11 protein-coding genes and 1 pseudogene are annotated in these 15437 nt (G+C 70.0%); 4 read left to right on the top strand and 8 right to left on the bottom strand.

Features of this window, described 5'->3' with window-relative positions; translation table 11 throughout:
- Nucleotides 1-108: 108 nt before the first annotated feature.
- Nucleotides 109-1626, bottom strand: a complete 1518-nt coding sequence (gene glpK / locus ACWD6R_RS30535) for a glycerol kinase GlpK (protein WP_451821649.1) — start codon at nt 1624-1626, stop codon at nt 109-111.
- A gap of 154 nt (nt 1627-1780) precedes the next feature.
- On the opposite strand from glpK, the gene ACWD6R_RS30530 reads away from it, so the two are divergent.
- A complete protein-coding gene (locus tag ACWD6R_RS30530) occupies nt 1781-2920 on the top strand; it encodes an IS701 family transposase (protein WP_451821662.1) in 1140 nt (379 codons plus the stop codon).
- Between the two features lie 486 nt (nt 2921-3406).
- On the opposite strand, the gene ACWD6R_RS30525 is transcribed toward ACWD6R_RS30530, so the two are convergent.
- The 4 genes and pseudogenes from ACWD6R_RS30525 to ACWD6R_RS30510 all read right to left on the bottom strand — a co-directional run bounded on the left by ACWD6R_RS30525 (nt 3407) and on the right by ACWD6R_RS30510 (nt 6569).
- Nucleotides 3407-4597 carry a lipid-transfer protein gene (locus ACWD6R_RS30525; RefSeq protein WP_451821648.1) on the bottom strand — a complete coding sequence of 397 codons (1191 nt, stop codon included), beginning with the start codon at nt 4595-4597 and terminating at the stop codon, nt 3407-3409.
- Complete coding sequence (locus ACWD6R_RS30520; RefSeq protein WP_451821647.1) at nt 4594-5079, bottom strand: Zn-ribbon domain-containing OB-fold protein; 486 nt, start codon at nt 5077-5079, stop codon at nt 4594-4596. The genes ACWD6R_RS30525 and ACWD6R_RS30520 overlap by 4 nt, the downstream gene beginning before the upstream one ends.
- A gap of 49 nt (nt 5080-5128) precedes the next feature.
- Nucleotides 5129-5476, bottom strand: a pseudogene (locus ACWD6R_RS30515) (Mpo1-like protein).
- Between the two features lie 286 nt (nt 5477-5762).
- Nucleotides 5763-6569 carry a M15 family metallopeptidase gene (locus tag ACWD6R_RS30510; RefSeq protein ID WP_451821646.1) on the bottom strand — a complete coding sequence of 269 codons (807 nt, stop codon included), beginning with the start codon at nt 6567-6569 and terminating at the stop codon, nt 5763-5765.
- A gap of 13 nt (nt 6570-6582) precedes the next feature.
- Between ACWD6R_RS30510 and ACWD6R_RS30505 the strand changes: the two genes are divergently transcribed.
- Nucleotides 6583-7191: an NUDIX domain-containing protein gene (locus ACWD6R_RS30505; RefSeq protein ID WP_451821661.1), complete on the top strand. Its 609-nt coding sequence runs from the start codon at nt 6583-6585 to the stop codon at nt 7189-7191.
- A 5-nt stretch (nt 7192-7196) separates the two neighbouring features.
- Here ACWD6R_RS30505 and ACWD6R_RS30500 read toward each other — a convergent pair whose 3' ends face one another.
- Complete coding sequence (locus ACWD6R_RS30500) at nt 7197-9551, bottom strand: glycoside hydrolase family 31 protein (RefSeq protein ID WP_451821645.1); 2355 nt, start codon at nt 9549-9551, stop codon at nt 7197-7199.
- 223 nt (nt 9552-9774) lie between these two features.
- On the opposite strand from ACWD6R_RS30500, the gene ACWD6R_RS30495 reads away from it, so the two are divergent.
- Together ACWD6R_RS30495 and ACWD6R_RS30490 are read left to right on the top strand one after the other, a co-directional pair.
- Nucleotides 9775-11751: an acetoacetate--CoA ligase gene (locus ACWD6R_RS30495; protein ID WP_451821644.1), complete on the top strand. Its 1977-nt coding sequence runs from the start codon at nt 9775-9777 to the stop codon at nt 11749-11751.
- A 67-nt stretch (nt 11752-11818) separates the two neighbouring features.
- A complete protein-coding gene (locus ACWD6R_RS30490) occupies nt 11819-12718 on the top strand; it encodes a hypothetical protein (RefSeq protein WP_451821643.1) in 900 nt (299 codons plus the stop codon).
- 61 nt (nt 12719-12779) lie between these two features.
- Here the strand turns inward: ACWD6R_RS30490 and ptsP are convergent, their stop codons facing one another.
- A complete protein-coding gene (gene ptsP, locus ACWD6R_RS30485) occupies nt 12780-14450 on the bottom strand; it encodes a phosphoenolpyruvate--protein phosphotransferase (protein ID WP_451821642.1) in 1671 nt (556 codons plus the stop codon).
- Between the two features lie 75 nt (nt 14451-14525).
- Entirely contained in the window at nt 14526-14975 is a 450-nt protein-coding gene (locus tag ACWD6R_RS30480; RefSeq protein WP_451821641.1) for a PTS sugar transporter subunit IIA, read from the bottom strand.
- Between the last annotated feature and the right edge of the window lie 462 nt (nt 14976-15437).

Here is a 15437-nt window from a genome sequence, read left to right as displayed (position 1 = left end):
GCGGGACCGCGCAGGGAACCGCGTACTCCGGGACCGGGCACGGGCCCATGTCCGGGACCACCTCCGGGACCGCCTCCGGGACCGCGAACGGGCCGGTGTACGGAGCCTCTAGCTGCTGCCGGCGCCCTCCTCCTCCCAGCCCAGGCTCCGCTCCACGGCCTTGCGCCAGTTGTCGTACTCGCGCTCACGGATCTCCGGCTCCATGCGCGGTTCCCACTCCACATCGCGCTGCCAGTGCGTCTTGAGCTCGTCGAGCCCCGACCACACCCCGGTCGCAAGCCCCGCCGCGTACGCCGCGCCCAGGCACGTCGTCTCGGAGATCTTCGGTCGGATCACGGGAACCCCAAGAACATCCGCCTGGTGCTGCATGAGCAGTCGGTTCGCCGTCATCCCGCCGTCCACCTTGAGCGTCGTGATCGGCACCCCCGAGTCCTGGTACATCGCGTCGACGACCTCACGCGTCTGCCAGCTGGTCGCCTCCAGAACGGCGCGGGCCAGATGCGCCTTGGTGACGTAACCGGTGAGCCCGGTGATGACTCCCCGGGCGTCCGAACGCCAGTAGGGGGCGAACAGCCCGGAGAAGGCAGGGACGACGTACGCCCCGCCGTTGTCGTCGACGCTCGCCGCCAGCGTCTCGATCTCCTCGGCGCTCCGGATGATCCCGAGCTGGTCGCGGAACCACTGGACGAGCGCCCCCGTGATCGCGATCGAGCCCTCCAGGCAGTAGACGGGGGCCTGGTCGCCGATCTTGTAGCCGAGCGTGGTGATCAGCCCGCTCTTCGACGGCACGGGCCTGTTCCCGGTGTTGAGGAGCAGGAAGCTCCCGGTGCCGTACGTGTTCTTGGCGGTACCCGGGTCGTAACAGGCCTGTCCGAAGACCGCCGCTTGCTGGTCGCCGAGCGCGGAGGCCACGGGCACCCCGGCGAGTGTGCCGACCGCCGTCCCGTACACCTCCGCCGACGACCGGATCTCCGGAAGCACCGCCGCCGGGACGTTCATCGCCGTGAGGATCGACGGATCCCACTCCAGCGTCTCCAGATTCATCAGCATCGTGCGCGACGCATTGGTCACGTCCGTGACATGGACGCCGCCGTCCGTGCCGCCGGTGAGATTCCAGATCAGCCAGGAGTCCATGGTGCCGAAGGCGATCTCGCCCCGCTCGGCGCGGCTCCGCAGGCCCGGTACGTGGTCCAGCAGCCAGGCGGCCTTGGGGCCGGAGAAGTAACTGGCCAGTGGAAGCCCGGTGATGTCCCGGAAGCGGTCCTGACCGTCCGCGCCGCCGAGCTCGTGGCAGAGTGCGGCCGTACGGGTGTCTTGCCAGACGATGGCGTTGTGCACGGGCTGCCCGGTCGCCCGGTCCCAGAGCACGGTCGTCTCGCGCTGGTTGGTGATGCCGACCGCGCTGAACTGCTGTGCCCGCAGCCCGGCATTGGCGAGCGCACCCGCCACCACGGCCTGGACCGTGGTCCAGATCTCGGTGGCGGCGTGCTCCACCCAGCCGGGTTTCGGGAAGATCTGGCGGTGCTCGCGCTGGTCGACGGCGACAATCGCGCCGTTCTGATCGAAGATGATGCAGCGGCTTGATGTGGCGCCCTGATCGATGGCGGCGACAAACCTGCCCGTCATGACGTCCCCTTGTCGCAAGGTCGAGAAGCCGAAGTGGCAGAACCTGGATGACCGGAACCCGGATGGCTAGTACTACAGGGATAGATCTTGATCGATGTGTGCGGCAAGATGGTCTGCCGTGAGCACGCAAGGTCAGGTTCAGGGCGATGGCGAGATGACGGCGGAGGATCTTGAGATCCTGGATGTCGAGTTTGAGGCGGTTTGCGCCCGGATGGAGCCGTTGTTCTACCGTCCGGAGTCGCGGGCACATGCGCGGGGGTATCTGCGTGGGCTGCTGGCACCGTTGCAGAAGAAGAACGCCTGGACGATCGCGGAGTATGCCGGGGCGCCGGAACCCAAGCGGGTGCAGCGGTTCTTGAACCTGACCCCGTGGGATGCGGGCCAGTTGCGTGAGGTGCTGGTCGGGTACGCGATGGAGCATTTCGCCGATGAGCGGGCGGTGCTGATCGCGGACCCGACCGGGTTCGCGAAGAAGGGCCGCAAATCGGCCGGGGTGCAGCGGCAGTACTCCGGAACGCTCGGGAGGATCGACAATTGCCAGATCGGCACGTTCCTGGCGTGCGCGACGCCGGATGGCCACCGTGTGTTGCTGGACCGGGAGTTGTACCTGCCCGAGCATTCCTGGGCCGAGGACCGCGGGCGCTGCGGTGAGGCCGGTGTCCCCGATGAGGTGGTCTTCCGGACCCGGCCGCAGCAGGTGCGGCTGATGGTCGAGCGGGCCCTGGCGGCGAAGATTCCCTTCGCCTGGTTCCTGGCTGATGAGGAGTTCGGGCAGAACCCCGCCCTGCGTTCCTGGCTGGAGGGCGAGCGGCTCGCCTACGTGATGGCGGTGCCCAAGAACACCGAGGTCACCGACGCGGCGGGAGGCCCGGGCCGGATCGATGTTCTGGTGGAGGCTCTGCCCGAACGCGCCTTCACCCGGCGCGCCTGCGGGATCGGCACCAAGGGCTTTCGCACCTACGACTGGGCGCTGGTCAACACCACTGATGCAGAGCATCAGTTCCTCGTGCGCCGCAGCATGGACGGGAGCGAGACGGCCTACTTCCACTGCTTCAACCCCCGCCGTGAACCCATCGGTGAGCTTGTGCGCGCCGCCGGCGCGAGGTGGCCGGTGGAAGAGTGCTTCGAGGCCGCGAAACAGGAGGCCTGCCTGGACCAGTACCAGGTCCGCCGCTACGACGCCTGGTACCGGCACATCACCCTGTCCATGCTTGCCCTCTGCGTCCTGGCCGTGATGCGCCAGATGCTTCAAAAGGGGAACCTCGACCTGTGGAAAACTTCCGGGCCCGGATGAAACAGACCGGTCAAAACCGGATGAACAGCCCACCCAGGCCCGCATGCAGCGCCGACCAGTGACCCTCGCCGAGACCCGCCGCCTGTTCAACCTCATCGGCCGCCCACTTAACGAGATCCGCAACGCTCTCCGCTGGTCAACTTTCCGTCGACGACACCAAGTTGACGCACGGCGCCGCCACTTCCGCCGCCGCATGTGACTCCAGATGACGCAGATCTAGCCCTGTAGTACTAGGGGTTGTCCGGCGGGCCTCGCCGGTCGCTTCCATGGCTACGGAGGCCGAGGGCAGGGAGGTTCGCTGCGCTGCCCGGCTGTCCGTGACGAGCGTGGTGACCATGTCGGACTGCCGCAGAGCGGGAGTGGCGGCAGCGACTGAGCAAGGAGTGTTCACCGGTGCTGATCAGCCGTCAAGAATGCTGACAACAAACCCAGTTCACGACGCACGGACCGGACGCTTCCACGCGTTGCGGATGGATCCGGGAGATCTCAGCGGACCGCGACGACCGCCGATCCGTGCCCGAACAGCCCCTGATTGGCGGTGATTCCGGCACGCGCCCCCGGAACCTGTCGCTCCGCCGCGCTGCCGCGCAGCTGCCACGTCAGCTCGCAGACCTGGGCGATGGCCTGCGCCGGTACCGCTTCGCCGAACGAAGCGAGCCCGCCGCTCGGATTGACCGGGATGCGGCCGCCGAGCGCTGTCGCCCCCTCGCGTACGAGCTTGGCGCCCTCTCCCGCCGCGCACAGCCCGATGTCCTCGTACCACTCCAGCTCCAGGGCGGTGGAGAGGTCGTACACCTCGGCGACGGACAGTTCGTCGGGACCGATGCCCGCCTCCTCGTACGCCGCCCGGGCGATCGAGGCACGGAAGCTCTCCGGAGCGGGTTCCACCGCGACCGCCGAATCGGTCGCGATGTCCGGAAGGTCGAGCACGGTCTTCGGATAGGTGGGCGTCACCGTGGCGACAGCGCGGATACGGACCGGGTCGGCCGCGCCGTGCCGGCGTGCGAACTCCATGCTCGACAGAACGACGGCCGCCGCCCCGTCGGAGGTCGCGCAGATGTCGAGCAGCCGCAGCGGGTCGGCGACCACGGCGGAGGCGGCGACCTGCTCGGCGGTCACCGGGGCCCGGTAGCGGGCGTTACGGTTCAGCGCGCCGGCGGCCGCGTTCTTCACCTTGACCAGCGCGAAGTCCTCCGGGGTGTCCCCGTACACCGCCATGCGGCGGCGGGCGTACAGCGCGAAGTACGCGGGGTTGGTCGCCCCGAGCACCCGGAAGCGCAGCCAGTCGGGGTCATCGGGCCGGTCGCCGCCCGCCGGGGCGAAGAACCCCTTGGGTGCCGCATCGGCACCCACCACGAGCACCACGTCCGCCATGCCCGCCAGGATCTGTGCCCTGGCCGCGTTGATGGCCTGGGCACCGGACGCGCAGGCCGCGTACACGCTGGTGACCCGGGCGCCCTGCCAGCCGAGCGCCTGCGCGAAGGTCGCACCGGCCACATAGCCCGGATAGCCGCCGCGCACCGTGTCCGCGCCGACGACCGACTGCACGTCCTGCCAGCCGATCCCCGCATCGCCGAGCGCGGCCCGGGCGGCCACCGTGCCGTACTCGACGAAACTGCGCCCCCACTTGCCCCACGGATGCATCCCGGCCCCGAGGACGGCCACATCCCCGGTCATGCCGCACCGTCCGGGACCGCACCGTCGGTGCTCACGGGCCGCCAGCGCCAGGTGGTCCACGCGGTGCCCTCACCGTCCGGCACGCCGCCGTCCAGCACCCCCGGAACCACCTCGACGGTCATTCCGACCGCGAGGTCCCCGACGCCCACCCCCGGCGCTGCCTGCCCGAGGACCACCATGCGCTCGGCCGCGAGCTCGACGGCGACCAGGGTGTACGGCTCCCAGGGCACGTCCGGGTCGGAGACGTACGGGGCGGGGGGCCGGTAGCGGCCGTCGGTGTACGACCAGACGGTGCCCCGCTTGGAGAGCGGCGTCTCGACCAGCTCACCGCCCGCGCAGCCCGGATTGCGGCAGAACGCGTCCTGGCGCGGGAAGAAGACCGACGAGCAGGCCGAACACCGGGTGCCCAGCAGCCGGAAGTCCCCCTCGGTACTGTCCTCGCTGAACCACCCGGCCACCACGGGTGTGCGCGTGTGCGGCAAAACCCCTCCCCGGCACTGGATCTGACGGAACGTCAGAAGTGTGCCACGGTCAGCGGTTTTCGGCGAGCCACTTGGCAGCGGTCTCCGCCAGCTCTCCGTCGCGCCCCGCCAGCATCATCCGGATCATCTGCACATCGCCGCGCAGCGACCACGCGGGGTGCCCGAAGGTGGCCGGATTGTTCTTCTCGATCAGGAAGTGCGCGGGCCAGGCCGCGCCATACCCGATCAGGGGCAGCGCCGCCGCATACCGCTTCCGGCCACGGGCCAGGCCGTACGCGGTGACCGCGAGCCCGGTCAGGGTCCCCGTCAGATGGACCTACCGGGTCGCCGCCCTGGAGTGCATCGCCACGTAGTAGGGCCAGAACTCCTCGTACGAATGGAACGTCTGATGTGACATACGGGAACCGTAATGGCTGGGAGCGCAACCGGATACGGCCGGTCCGCGTCCGAGAGGAAGGACGAGTGGCCGGAACCCACGGGGGTGGTCCCGGCCGTTCGTCGTCCCACCGCGCTGCCGCGGGCTTCAGACCGACCGGCAATTGGGGTGCGGCGTCACGGGGCTGGGGCACGCACCTCGCGGCGTTGTCGTCCATCACCATGGCTCCGCCATGGCTCAATCCTCCGCCTTGCGATGCACGCACCCCGGCCCCGCTCCTTCACCCACCCCCAATTGCCGGTCGGTCTCAGTGCCCTGCGACGGACCGCCGGGCCACCGGGAAGTCGAAGTAGGTGTCCGGGAACAGTTCCGGCTTGAAGGTGTAGTGCCACCACTCCTCGGCCAGATTCACGAAGCCGGCATCCGTGAGCGTGGTCTTCAGGAACTGCCGGTTGGCTCGCTGCACACCCTGGATCCGCGGGTCGTCGGTGTGCGACAGCGTGTCGAAGCAGTCGAATCCCGTGCCCATGTCGACCGAGTTGTCCGGGAACCGCTCGGCCTGCGGCGCATAACAGGGCACCAGCTGCTCGCCCGGCAAGTACGGCCTGGTCGGCGCGGCGGGCAGCCTCACCAGCGTCAGGTCCACCGTGCTGCCGCGGCTGTGTCCGGACTTCTCGGCGATGTAACCGTCCGTGAACAGTCGTGTCTTGTCGACCCGGGGGTAGAACTCGCCCTTCATCGCCTCGTCGTCGAGATCCTCGGCCCAGCGTACGAAGTGATTGACGGCCCGTTGCGGCCGGTAGCAGTCGTACACCTTCAGTGAGTACCCCTGGCGCAGCAGCCGCGTCTGTGCCCGGTGCAGGGCCTGGGCCGCGGGCCGGGTCAGGATGCAGAGCGGCTGCCGGTACCCGTCGACCGGCTCGCCCAGGAAGTTGTGGCCGGTGGGATAGCGCATCTCCTGGATGATCGTGGGGTCCACCGAACGCAGTGCGACGAACTCCTCGGGCGCCTTCGGCTCGGTCTTCGCCTGCGCCGCGGGGGTGGCGGCGGTGACGGCGAGCAGGGCGGCGGCAGTGGCTGCCAGGACACGGAAAGCGGAAGCGATACCTGTCATGAGCGCATCATCCATGAGTCATGGGGGTCCCGGAAGCACGATCGGATACAGTCCGCGCGTGTCCACGCCCGAAAAGGAAACCGAGCGGAGGAAACAGGTGGAGCAACCGACGAAGGACTCCCACTGCAGCAGCTGCGGAGCGCCGTACCCCTCGCCGGGATCCGCGACCTGGCCCCGCACCTGCACCGCCTGCGGCGACATCGCCTACCGCAACCCCCTCCCGGTCGCCATCGCCCTGCTACCTGTCACCGACCGGCAGGGCACCGCGCTCGTCGTCATCACCCGCACCATCGAGCCCCGGCTCGGCGGCCTCGCCCTGCCCGGCGGCTTCATCGACCACGGCGAGGACTGGCAACACGCCGTCGTCCGTGAACTCCGCGAGGAGACCGGCATCGAGGCCGAACAGCAGGACGTCCGCCTCGCCGACGCCCTCAGCGCCCCGGACGGCCACCTGCTCCTCTTCGGCCTCCTCCCGCAACGCCCGGCCGCCGAGCTCCCGTCGTCCGTCCCCACCGACGAGACAGCCGGCCACAGCCTGCTCAGGGCCCCCGCCGAACTGGCCTTCCCCCTGCACACCCGGGCTGCCCGCGCCTGGTTCGAAGGGCGCTACCGCTACCGCTGACGGCATCACACCCCACGCACCCGCACCGGGCAGGTCACCTCACCCTCCTCACCGTCCCGTTCCACCACGACCTGCCCGCCCGACAGCCGCGACGTGTACCGCTCGACCTCCGCCTGCTCCCATCCGTCACCCGCGTCCCGGACCACGAGTCCGCCCCCGGTACGCCCAGGAGCCGGAGCCCACACCTCCAGTTCCAGCCCCCCGTCCGCGCCCCGCACCGGAATCACCGCACCCGCCCGCGCCAGCACCGGTATCCGCGACAACGGCGCATCGATCAGGACCTGCCCCGGCCCTTCGTACACCTCGCCGGTCACCGTGTCGTACCACAGCCCCCGCGGCAGCCGCACCGCCCGCCGATCCGTGCCCCGCTGCAGCACCGGCGCCACCAGCAGCGCATCGCCGAGCAGAAATGCGTCCTCGCAGTCCCGCAGCGCCCGGTCCCCGGGCGCCCCCCACCACAGCGGCCGCACATACGGCGCACCCGTCAGCCGGGCCAGCTGCGCCAGCGTCACAAAGTACGGACGCAGCCGCTCCCGCTCCTCCAGCGCCGCCCTCGCGTGCTGCAGCACCTCCGGCCCGAACTCCCACGGCTCCCGTCGCCCCGCGTCGATCGCCGAGTGCGTACGGAACAACGGCAGAAAGGCACCCAGCTGGAACCACCGCAGATACAGCTCGGGGGACGGCGACCCGTCGAACCCCCCGACATCAGGACCCGAATACGGCACCCCGCACAGGCCGAGCCCCAGCACCAGCGCCAGCGAGGCGCGCAAGCCCGGCCAGCCCGACTCCACATCACCGGACCAGGTGCCCCCGTACCGCTGCATCCCCGCCCAGCCGGAACGCGAGAACAGGAACGGCCGCTCGTTCGGACGCAGTCGGCGGAGCCCCTCGTACCCGGCCCGCGCCATCGCCAGCCCGTACACATTGTGAGCCTCCCGGTGATCGCCCCCGAGGCCCTCCAGACAGTGCCGCGCCGACCGCGGCAGCGTCGGCTCACCGAATGCCGTGAACGACACCGGCTCGTTCATGTCGTGCCACACCCCGGAGAACCCCTGCGCCAGCCGCTCCTCGTACAGACCACCCCACCACTCCCGCACCCGCGGATCGGTGAAGTCCGGGTACACGCACTCCCCGGGCCACACCTCCCCGCGCACCACCTGCCCCCGCGCGTCCCGCACGAACGCCCCGGCGCTTCCGACCGCCGAACCGGCATCGAACACCGCGTTCCCCGGCTCCGCCTTCACCGCCGGATCGACGATCGACACCAGCCGCACCCCGTCCTCCTCCCGCAGTTCCTTCGCCAGCCCCGCCAGATAGGGGAACCGCTCACGGTCGACGGTGAACACCCGATGGCCGTCGTAATGGTCGATGTCCAGATGCAGCACGGACAGCGGCAGCCCTCGCTCCCGGTACCCGGCGACCACCCGCCGCACCTCCCGCTCGCTCCCGAACCCCCACCGGGCGTGCTGCGGACCCAGCGCCCAGGACGGCGGCAGCACCGGCGCACCCGTCAGAGCCGTCCAGCCCTGAAGCACCCGGGCCGGCGTCCCCGCCACCACCCAGCAGCGCAGCGGCCCCCCGTCCATCCGCACCTCGCACATCCCCGGACGGTCATGCCCGGACCCCGCGCCCTCCTCGCCCTCGCTGAGCGTCACCCGCCCCGCCCAGGTGTTGTCGTGGAACGCCAGATGCGTCCCCGCGTCCGAGACCACCACCTGCACCGGCATCGTCAGATACAGCGGATCGTCACCGGGCCCGAAGCGCCCGCCCGGATCGGTGTTCCACAGCGCGTACGAACCGTCCCGCAGCCTAGGCCCCGCCCCCCGCCCGCCCAGCCCGAAGAACCGGGCGTCCGCCGGCAGCTCGGACCGCTGCACCCACCGGGCGGAACCCCCCGCCAGCGGCTCCCACCACCGCGGCGGCAGCTCCCGCCGGAGCACCACACCGCCGGGCGTGCGCAGTTCCACCGCCCCGTGCCGCGACACCACCACGGTCAGCCGCTCCGACACCACCTGCCAGCCGCCGTCCTTGTCCGGCTCCAGCACGGCACGCGGATCCGGCTCCGGCGCCGGACCGGGCAGCGCGTACGACGGCAGCGGCTCCGCCCCGTCCCACGCCCAGAACACCGCACCGCCCGCCGAAACCCGGATGCTCAGCTCCGAACGGGCGAACCTGACCACACCACCACCGGGCCCGGGCTCCGCCCCCACCAGCAGACCCGGCACCCTCGCCCGCTCCGCACCACGGGGCGGCAGCGCCCGCGCATCCGCGCGCTGCCGCCGCCAGGCCGAGCGCACCGTGCGCAGCCCCCGCACCGAACCCACCAACTTCACCGAGCGCACCAGGTCACGACCGTTCATGCAGCTCACCCTGCCACCTGACGGAGCAGCAGCGGGCTCCGTTCAACTTCCGTTCACCCGTGGCCGGACCACATAGCCGGACAGACAACCATGGGCGGGGAACCCTGGTGCGGAAGACGATCACATGGCATCGTCCGTGAATGCCGCCTCACGCGCACACCCCAGCACGTGTGTGCGCGAACCACGCCCACCCCGCGTACCCGTACAGCCAGGGAGCCGCCCCATGACCTCAGCAGCGAACGAAGCCCCCCTCTGGCAGCCCGACCCCGAGCGCATCGCCGCCGCGGCGGTCACCCGCTTCCAGAGCTGGGCGGCCGAGCGGTACGGAGCACCGGCCGGAGGCGGCTACCCGGAGCTGCACCGCTGGTCCGTCGACGAACTGGACACCTTCTGGCAGGCCGTCGCCGACTGGTTCGACATCCGGTTCTCCACCCCGTACGAGACCGTCATCGGCGACCGCGCCATGCCCGGCGCCCAGTGGTTCCCCGGCGCCACCCTCAACTACGCGGAACACGCTCTGCGCACCGCCGAGGACCCCCTCCGCGCCGACGCACCGGCCCTCCTCCATGTCGACGAGACCCACACCCAGGTTCCCGTCAGCTGGTCCGAACTCCGCCGTCAGGTCGGCTCCCTCGCCGCCGAACTCCGTGCCCTGGGGGTCCGCCCCGGCGACCGCGTCAGCGGCTACCTCCCCAACATTCCGCAGTCGGTCGTCGCGCTGCTCGCCACCGCGGCCGTCGGCGGCGTCTGGACCTCGTGCGCCCCGGATTTCGGTGCCCGCAGCGTCCTCGACCGGTTCCAGCAGGTCGAACCCGTCGTCCTCTTCACCGTCGACGGCTACCGCTACGGCGGCAAGGAACACGACCGCTCCGAGACGGTCGTCGAACTGCGCCGCGAACTCCCCACCCTGCGCGCAGTCGTCCACATCCCGCTGCTGGGCACCGCCGCCCCCGAAGGCGCCCTCGAATGGTCCGCACTCACCTCCGCGGACACCGAACCCGTCTTCGAGCAGGTCCCCTTCGACCACCCGTTGTGGGTGCTGTACTCCTCCGGCACCACCGGGCTCCCCAAGGCGATCGTCCAGTCCCAGGGCGGCATCCTCATCGAGCACTTCAAGCAGCTCGGACTGCACTGCGACCTCGGGCCCGACGACCGCTTCTTCTGGTACACCTCCACCGGCTGGATGATGTGGAACTTCCTCGTCTCCGGCCTGCTCACCGGCACCACAGTCGTGCTGTACGACGGAAGCCCCGGCTACCCGGACGTCAGCGCCCAGTGGCGCGTTGCCGAACAGACCGGCGCCACCCTCTTCGGTACCTCCGCCGCCTACGTCATGGCGTGCCGCAAGGCCGACATCCACCCGGGCCGCGACTTCGACCTCTCACGCATCCAGTGCGTGGCCACCACCGGGTCCCCGCTCCCGCCCGACGGCTTCCGCTGGCTCCACGACGAGGTCGCGGACAACCTCTGGATCGCCTCCGTCAGTGGCGGCACAGACGTCTGCAGCTGCTTCGCCGGCGCGGTCCCCACCCTGCCCGTACACATCGGTGAGCTCCAGGCGCCCTGCCTCGGTACGGACCTCCAGTCCTGGGACCCTGCAGGCAAACCGCTCATCGGCGAGGTCGGCGAACTGGTCGTCACCAACCCGCTGCCCTCCATGCCCATCCACTTCTGGAACGACCCGGACGGCAGCCGCTACCGCGACAGCTACTTCGAGACGTACCCCGGCGTCTGGCGCCACGGCGACTGGATCACCCTCACCGACCACGGCTCGGTCATCATCCACGGCCGCTCCGACTCCACCCTCAACCGGCAGGGGGTACGGATGGGATCCGCCGACATCTACGAAGCGGTCGAACGCCTCCCCGAGATCCGCGAATCCCTGGTCATCGGCCTCGAGGAGCCCGACGGGGGGTACTGGATGCCGCTCTTCGTCCACCTCGCCGACGGTTCCGCCCTCGACGACGGCCTGCGCTACCGGATCAAACAGACCATCCGCGACAACCTCTCGCCGCGCCACGTCCCGGACGAGGTCATCGAGGTACCCGGCATTCCGCACACTCTCACCGGCAAGCGCATCGAGGTTCCGGTCAAGCGCCTCCTCCAGGGAACGGAGCTGGCCAAGGCCGTCAACCCCGGCTCGATCGACAACCTCGAACTGCTCCACTTCTACGAGGACCTGGCCCGCAAGCGCCACTGACAGTCCGCACTGTCAGTGCCCGTGATTACTCTGAGTGAGCAATGTTCGACAGCGCACTGGGGGAGTCATGGCGCACACCAGGAACACCAGGAACACCACGTCCATGCGACGCACGCTGCGCCGCGAAGCACCGAGCACCATCGGCCTCCTGGCCGACGAGCACGACTTCGCGGCCATGCGGCGCTACCGCACCTTCACCTTCGACGACCACACCATCTATCTGCAGCAGGTCGAGGGCCTGCTGAAAATCCTCGCGGCCCAGGGCATGCACACCACGGTCGCCCTCTTCGACCCCGAGGAGTACGCGGAATACTGCGCCGAATCCGGGCTCGCGCCCGACGCCCCGGCCAGCCGCAGCCGTTTCACCGCCGAAGTCGCGGCTGCCGGAGCCACCGTCGCCTACACCGGACAACCCATCGACACCCTGATCCCGCTCCTCGTCTCCCGAGCGGTCCGCCAGGCCACCTGGGAGTACGCCACGGTGCTCCTGGCCGACCTCGGTGAATGCGCCGACTGCGGCCAGGACATCGGCCGCGCCGCCTTCGACCGGGCCTCCCACCTCCTGATGCGCACCCTGGAAACGGCGGGCCCGGGCACCCACCACCTCGTCTGCAGCACCCCCACGGAGAACGAGCAGCTGCTCGCCGTCCTCCACACCGAGCGCGGCGTGACGGGGCCGGCCCGCCTCGAATCCGGAGAAGGAGCCGAGTTCGTCACCGTCCTCGCCGTCGGCGTCGCCCTCGAAAGTCACGGAGGACTCGTCCTCCGTACGAGCAACCCCGGCACCCCGGACCGGGTCCACGGCTGGCGACTGACCCGCGCCAGCCTCGTACCGCTCACCGCCGGAGAGGTCTTCAGCGCCTACTGCACCGACGCGGACACCGGAGACCCGGTCTCGCCGGAGTCGGGCGTGGAGTACTGCGCCGGCTTCGACATCGGCGCCGACGCACCGGAGACCCACCACTGACAGAAGAGGGGCTCCCCGCCACCTGTGGCGGGGAGCCCCTTTCACGACCGGCTGCGCGGACCTACTCGCCCGACAGGACCGCCTGAGCCGCGAGCCGCGCCTCATCGGCGGAATCCGCGGCGCGCGCGGCAGCAGCGGCACGCTCGCACTGCGCGAGCGTGTGCTTCGCCAGCGTGGCCCGGACATAAGGAATGGATGCGGCGCCCATCGACAGGGAGGTGACACCCAGACCGGTCAGCACGCAGGCGAGCAGCGGATCGGCGGCGGCCTCACCACAGACACCGCAGCTCTTGCCCTCGGCCTTGGCCGCATCGGCCGACAGTGCCACGAGGTCCAGCAGCGCGGGCTGCCACGGGTCCTGCAGCCGGGACACCGCACCCACCTGACGGTCGGCGGCGAAGGTGTACTGCGCCAGGTCATTGGTGCCCAGCGACAGGAACTCCACCTCCTGCAGGATCGAGCGGGCCCGGAGAGCGGCGGACGGAATCTCGACCATCGCGCCGAACTTCGCCTGCAGCCCGGCCGCCCGGCACGCGTCGGCGAACGCCTTCGCATCCGTGCGGTCCGCCACCATGGGCGCCATGACCTCCAGATGGACCGGAAGCCCCTCGGCGGCCTTCGCCAGCGAGGTCAGCTGGCTCCGCAACACCTCCGGGTGGTCCAGCAGAGTGCGGAGCCCCCGCACACCCAGCGCCGGGTTCGGCTCGTCCGCGGGCGTCAGGAAGTCGAGCGGCTTGTCCGCGCCGGCATCCAGCACCCGCACCACGACACGCCCCTCGGGGAACGCCTCCAGCACCGCCCGGTATGCCGCGACCTGCTTCTCCTCGGACGGCGCCTGCTTGCTGTCGTCCAGGAACAGGAACTCCGTACGGAACAGCCCCACACCCTCGGCACCGGCCTCGACCGCCGCCGGCACGTCGCCGGGCCCGCCCACATTGGCGAGCAGCGGCACCTTGTGACCGTCGGACGTCGTACCCGGACCGGTCGAGGCGGACAGCGCAGCCTTGCGCGCCGCCGCAGCGCTCTCCATCTCGGCACGCTTCTCGTCGCTCGGCTCGACGAAGATCTCGCCGGTGCTGCCGTCCACCGCGATCACGGTGCCCTCGGCCAGCTCACCGGCCCCGGGGAGAGCCACTACGGCCGGCACACCGAGCGCCCGCGCGAGAATCGCACTGTGACTGGTCGGTCCGCCTTCCTCGGTGACGAAGCCGAGCACGAGCGTCGGGTCGAGCAGCGCAGTATCGGCAGGCGCCAGGTCCCGTGCGATCAGTACGAACGGCTCGTCGCTGTCCGGTACACCCGGCATCGGCACACCGAGCAACCGCGCCACGATCCGGTTGCGCACGTCATCGAGGTCCGCGACCCGCCCCGCCAGGTACTCCCCGGCAGCGGCGAGCAGAGCCCGATAGGCGGCGAAGGCGTCGTACACCGCACGCTCGGAACTGCTCCCGACGGCGATCCGCCGGTCCACATCGGCCATCAGCTCGGGGTCCTGCGCCATCAGGGCCTGTGCCTCGAGCACGGCCTGCGCCTCGCCGCCGGCCAGATTGCCGCGCGCATTCAGGTCGGCCGCAACAGCGTCCACAGCCTGGCGAGCACGTCCCTGCTCGCGCTCGGCCTCCTCCGCCGGGATCTGTTTGGCCGGCGGCTCCAGCACAGCCGTACCCATGTGCCGAACCTCGCCGATCGCCACACCGTGGCTCACGCCGACGCCTCGCAGCGTTGTCCCCATTTCACCGTCTCCGATTGTGCGGCGATCCCGTGCCACCGCGATGTGTACCGACTGCCTGTTACTGCGCCGAGTGCGTCACTGCCAACCGAACAGCGCGTCGCCGACCTTCACATCCCCGTCCTCACGGACGTCGGAGAGCGACTCGACGGTGGCCTCCAGCGCCACGATCGGGCAGATCGGGGACTTGCCGGCCTCTTCCACCGCGACGGGGTTCCAGCGCACGATGCGCTGACCGCGCGTGACGGTGTCGCCCTTGTTGACGAGCAGCTCGAAGCCCTCGCCATTGAGCTGCACGGTGTCGATGCCCAGGTGGGTCAGCACCCCGTGCCCATGCTCGTCCACGACGACGAACGCGTGCGGGTGCAGGGAGACAATGATTCCGTCCACCGGCGAAACGGCCTCCGACGGCTCGCGCACAGGATCAACGGCAGTTCCGGGCCCCACCATCGCGCCGGAGAAGACCGGGTCGGGTACCGCCGCGAGTCCGATGGCGCGTCCGGCAAGAGGGGACGTCACAGTGGTCATGGGGAGCCTCCCAGGGTGAAGCTTCACTCGGCGCCGCCGCGGCCTGTAGGGGACGGCGTACTGTTCAGCAGCGTAAGTCATAAGAAGTCCCGGTTCCGCCCGAGTCCTGCGGCTTCGCGGACCTAGGGGTGCACCGGAAACGATTTGCCTCGACTACCTGCGGCCTGTACTGTCGTACTCCTGCCTGGCCCCAACGCGACATTGAGTCGGGGGTCGGCGGCGACTATCAAGCCCAGACCTTAATCCGGATTCGGCGCCTGCATGTCTGCAGACAGCTGGTCAAGGAAACGGAAAAGGCCTGATAGAGTCGGACTCGCCGGAAAGGGAAACGCGAAAGCGAAGAACTGGAAAGCGCAGTAACAAATCTTCTGCTTCGCAGAGGGCCCGCTTCGACCGGGAATCGGACACGAAAGAGTCTGATAGAGTCGGAAACGCAAGACCGAAGGGAAAGCCCGGAGGAAA

Source organism: Streptomyces sp. NPDC005151 (assembly GCF_053599875.1).
The sequence above is the reverse complement of the archived record's forward strand: the minus strand, read 5'-3'. Positions and strand labels throughout refer to the sequence as shown.

Bases quoted from the DNA above. Each gene is read 5' to 3' on its own strand.
- ACWD6R_RS30480 (WP_451821641.1), bottom strand. From the start codon at position 14,975: ATGACCACTGTGACGTCCCCTCTTGCCGGACGCGCCATCGGACTCGCG.
- ACWD6R_RS30505 (WP_451821661.1), top strand. From the start codon at position 6,583: ATGAGTCATGGGGGTCCCGGAAGCACGATCGGATACAGTCCGCGCGTG.
- ACWD6R_RS30490 (WP_451821643.1), top strand. From the start codon at position 11,819: ATGGCGCACACCAGGAACACCAGGAACACCACGTCCATGCGACGCACG.
- ACWD6R_RS30525 (WP_451821648.1), bottom strand. From the start codon at position 4,597: ATGACCGGGGATGTGGCCGTCCTCGGGGCCGGGATGCATCCGTGGGGC.
- ACWD6R_RS30530 (WP_451821662.1), top strand. From the start codon at position 1,781: ATGACGGCGGAGGATCTTGAGATCCTGGATGTCGAGTTTGAGGCGGTT.
- ACWD6R_RS30500 (WP_451821645.1), bottom strand. From the start codon at position 9,551: ATGAACGGTCGTGACCTGGTGCGCTCGGTGAAGTTGGTGGGTTCGGTG.
- glpK (WP_451821649.1), bottom strand. From the start codon at position 1,626: ATGACGGGCAGGTTTGTCGCCGCCATCGATCAGGGCGCCACATCAAGC.
- ptsP (WP_451821642.1), bottom strand. From the start codon at position 14,450: ATGGGGACAACGCTGCGAGGCGTCGGCGTGAGCCACGGTGTGGCGATC.
- ACWD6R_RS30495 (WP_451821644.1), top strand. From the start codon at position 9,775: ATGACCTCAGCAGCGAACGAAGCCCCCCTCTGGCAGCCCGACCCCGAG.
- ACWD6R_RS30510 (WP_451821646.1), bottom strand. From the start codon at position 6,569: ATGACAGGTATCGCTTCCGCTTTCCGTGTCCTGGCAGCCACTGCCGCC.